The organism is Halomonas sp. BM-2019, from assembly GCF_017584085.1.
Window position 1 is genome coordinate 2,774,835 of sequence record NZ_CP071922.1, and the last position, 3,711, is coordinate 2,778,545.

Genomic DNA, 3,711 nt, shown 5'->3' on the forward strand with positions numbered 1-3,711 from the left:
CGAACATGCGGCCTTCTCCGGGGCCGTGCTGGCCGCCCTGGTGCTGCTGGGCCTGAGCCGCTCCCGCGACCTGGCACCGCTGCGCGACGTGGCCCGCCGCCGGGCGCACCTGGTCCCGGGCCTGCGCCTGTGGCCCCGTGCCCAGCTGGGTCGCGACCTGATCCGCGAACGCGCCCGCGCCCAGCGCGACGGCGTGCACTGCGAGCTGCTGCTGCTGCGCACCGGCCGCCAGCGCTTCTGGCCCCAGGCGCAGCGGCTGTGCGGCCTGACCCGCAGCTTCGAGCACTGCTATCGGCTGGATGGCCGCACCCTGGCGGCCCTGCTGCTGTGTCGCGACGCCGACCAGGCCCGACAGCGCCGGGCCGAGCTGCTCTCCCAACTGGGTCCGGTGGAGCGGCTGCGCGCCACCCCGCTGTCGCGGGTCGCCTCCCTGGCCGAGGAGTGCCGAGCCCTGGAGCGCCAGACCGCGGCGCTGGCCGTGGCCGAGGAGTCGCCCCGTGACTGAGCTGCACCACGCCCGCCTGCATGCCGCCCTCTATGCGCTGGGCGCCCTGCTGCTGCTTGCCCAGGCCGCCTGGTTCTATCTGGTGGGCGACTATTCGCGCATCCTGCTGCCGGCCCTGCTGGCCCCACTGTTGCTGACCGCCACCCTGATGCGCCTCGGCCAGCGCGAGACCGCCCGTCTCTCCGCTTACCTGGTGCTGGTGTGCGGCTACCTGCTGGTGGCCATGGAGCTGCCCGGCGAGTCGTCCCTTGCCCTCTTCTGGCTGGGCCTGCCGCCGGTGCTGACCCTGCTGCTGCTGCCGCTGGGGCCCGCCATGCTGCTCAATCTCACCCTGGCCCCCATCTGGCTGCTGCTGGGCGACGCCGGGATCGACCTCGACCTGAGCCTGGCCTACTTCTGCCTGGTGGTGGTGGCCGGCCTGGCGCCCTGGGAGATCCTCCACCAGCGGGCGCTGCTCCAGGCCACCGATCCGCTGGACGGAGAGTCGGGCACCCTCAAGCGCGCGCCCCTTCATGACCGACTGCAGAGCGAGTGCGAGCGCGCCGGGCTGCTCGACCAGCGCCTGGCGGTGCTGCTGATCCACCTGCCCCAGCTGGAAATGGCCGGCGAACAGTTCGGCAGTGCAGCGCGACGGGCGCTGCTCACGGCGCTGCGCGATACCGTGGCACGCTGCAGTCGTGACCACGACCTGCTGGGCCGCGAAGGGGAGACCGATTTCTGGCTGGTGCTGCCCGACACCAGCGACAGCGGCGCCCTGCTGGTCCGCCAGCGCCTCGAGGAGTCCCTCCACCGCACGGTGCTGCTGGAGACCGGCCCGGTGGAGTCGCGGATGGTGGCCTGCCACCTTCAGCCCGGCGAGTCCGCGCGCCTCTTCCTCCAGCGCCTCCAGGCCGCCACCCAGCGGCTCGCCGATACCTGACCCGACGCCGACGACACGCCATCCCGATGCGGAGCCCCCCTTGAACCTTGCCGACGCCCTCTACCAGCTGACGCCCTCTCCCTTCCTCCTGCTGCTGATCATCGCGGCCATCGCCCTGATAGAGTCGCTCGCCCTGGTGGGCCTGCTGGTGCCCGGGGTAGTGCTGCTTACCGCCGCCGCCTCCCTGGCGGGCCATCAGGAGCTTGCCCTGACGACCACGGTATTGGCCGCTTTCATTGGCGCGGTCATCGGTGACTGGGTGAGCTTCTGGCTCGGCTACAGCCAGCATGGCCGGGTCACCCGGCTATGGCCACTATCGCGACACCCGGAGTGGATCGCCCGCGGGGCGCGTTTCTTCCAGCGCTACGGCACCCTCTCGGTGTTTTTCGGCCGCTTCGTCGGTCCGGTGCGGCCGGTGGTGCCGCTGATTGCCGGCATGCTGCGCATGTCGCCGCGGGCCTTCACCTGGGCCAACCTGGCTTCCGCCGCGCTCTGGGCCCCAGCCTATGTGCTGCCCGGCTACCTGCTCGGCCGTACCTGGCAGCAGCTGCTGGACGTGCCCGAGGGCATCCGACAGCTGGTGGTGGTGCTGGCAGCGCTGCTGGTGGTTCTGGTGGTGGTCTTCTCCTGGCTGCGCCAGCAGGTCACCCGCACGGGACGCCTCTACCGCCTGCTGGCGCTCGGGGCACGGCGCCATCCGGTGATGCGTCGACTCTGGCTGGCCCGCAGCGGGCGGACCCGGGGCGAAGTCCCGCTGGCCAGCTGGCTGCTGCTGATCCTCTCGCTGGGCGGATTCTCCGGCTGGACCCTGCTGGTGGTGAGGGAGGCGGGACCACTGGGCATGGACCTGCAGGCCCAGGCGCTGTTCGCGACGCTGATCACCCCCTGGCTGACCCAGCTCGGCCAGCTGCTGGCCCGGGTGGGCGACACCTTCGGCATCCTGGCCCTGGTGCTGCCCTGGGGAGTGTGGCTGCTGTGGCGTCGTCGCCTGGATGCCGTGCTGCATATCGCCGGCGGCCTCGGCGCCATTGCCGCCCTCAACACCCTGGGCAAGGCACTGGTGGGCCGCGCGCGGCCCGACACCCCGGAGTACCTCACCGGCTCCATGGCCTACCCCAGCGCCCATACCTCCACCATGGTGGTCATGGCCGGGATGACCGCCGCCTTCGTGGCACGCGAGCTGCCCCATCGCCAGCGCCATTGGGCCTACTGGACGGCCATACTGGTGGTCGTCCTCATGGCGCTGTCGCGCCTGGTGATCGGCGTGCACTGGCTCAGCGACTTGATCGGCGGCGCCCTGATGGGCCTGGTGGTCTGCGCCCTGGTGCAGCTGGCGTGGCAGGCCAGGCCCCGGGCCCCGCTGGCGCCCTGCCCCTGGTTGCTCCTCGGCCTCGCCTCGCTGGTGCTGGTGGCGGCGCGCATCGCCTGGCTGCCGCCGGTCTAGCGCCGAGGGGCGAGCGCCTAGCGCCTAGCGCCTAGCGCCCAGCTGCATGGCAGTTGTGGGAGGCCGGGTCCCCGCTTGGCGCTGATTCCCCCCAGCGCGGCATCAGGCGGTGCTCGATGCCGAGCTGGTTGAGGATGCGCGCGACGATGAAGTCGACCAGGTCATCGACGCTCGCCGGCTGATGGTAGAAGCCCGGCGCGGCGGGCAGGATCACCGCCCCCAGCCGGCTCAGCGACAGCATGTGCTCCAGGTGGATCGCCGAGAGCGGCGTCTCCCGGGGCACCAGGACCAGCTGGCGTCGCTCCTTGAGCGCCACGTCGGCGGCGCGCTCGATCAGGTTGTTGCTGGCGCCGGTGGCCACCGCGGAGAGGGTCCCGGTGGATCTGCCCGGGGCGCGCCCCGCTGCGCTCGGCGAGCGCCTCGGCCAGCCGCTCGGGCCGCGCCGGCAGGTCCGCGTCGGTCTCGGTGGCGATCACCAGGTGAGCCGCCTTGGAGATCATCACCCACACCTCCTGCTCGGCGGCCACCAGGGCCTCGATCAGCCGCAGGCCGTACTGGGCACCTGAGGCGCCGGTGAGCGCCACGGTGACCGGCGGGCCGAACGGCGGGGTCTGCGGGCGTGCGGGTGCCTCAGCCATGGGCCACCTCCAGGGCGGCCAGCAGGCGCTCGTGGATGCCGCCGAAGCCGCCGTTGGACATCACCACGATGCGGTCATAGGGGCGCGCCTCGGCCACCAGCGCCGCCACCAGGGCGTCGAGGTCCTGCTCGAGGCACGCCGGTACCGGGCTCGCCTCGAGCAGCGGCGCCAGCGACCAGTCGAGCCCCGCGGGCTGGTACCAGAA

At 72.4% G+C, this 3,711-nt stretch carries 2 protein-coding genes and 3 pseudogenes; 3 read left to right on the forward strand and 2 right to left on the reverse strand.

Features of this window, described 5'->3' with window-relative positions; all coding sequences use genetic code 11:
- The 3 genes and pseudogenes from J5F18_RS13840 to J5F18_RS13850 form a co-directional block, all read left to right on the forward strand.
- Window positions 1-505, forward strand: a pseudogene (locus J5F18_RS13840) (hypothetical protein); the annotation flags it as partial.
- A complete protein-coding gene (locus J5F18_RS13845; RefSeq protein ID WP_346299184.1) occupies window positions 498-1,424 on the forward strand; it encodes a diguanylate cyclase in 927 nt (308 codons plus the stop codon). The pseudogene J5F18_RS13840 and the gene J5F18_RS13845, both read left to right, overlap by 8 nt.
- A 40-nt stretch (window positions 1,425-1,464) precedes the next feature.
- Window positions 1,465-2,868 (forward strand): bifunctional DedA family/phosphatase PAP2 family protein, encoded by a 1,404-nt coding sequence (locus J5F18_RS13850; RefSeq protein ID WP_346299185.1) that lies wholly within the window; start codon window positions 1,465-1,467, stop codon window positions 2,866-2,868.
- Window positions 2,869-2,899: 31 nt separating this feature from the next.
- Here J5F18_RS13850 and J5F18_RS13855 read toward each other — a convergent pair.
- Window positions 2,900-3,506, reverse strand: a pseudogene (locus J5F18_RS13855) (flavin prenyltransferase UbiX).
- Window positions 3,499-3,711, reverse strand: a pseudogene (locus tag J5F18_RS13860) (UDP-N-acetylmuramate:L-alanyl-gamma-D-glutamyl-meso-diaminopimelate ligase); the annotation flags it as partial. The pseudogenes J5F18_RS13860 and J5F18_RS13855, both read right to left, overlap by 8 nt.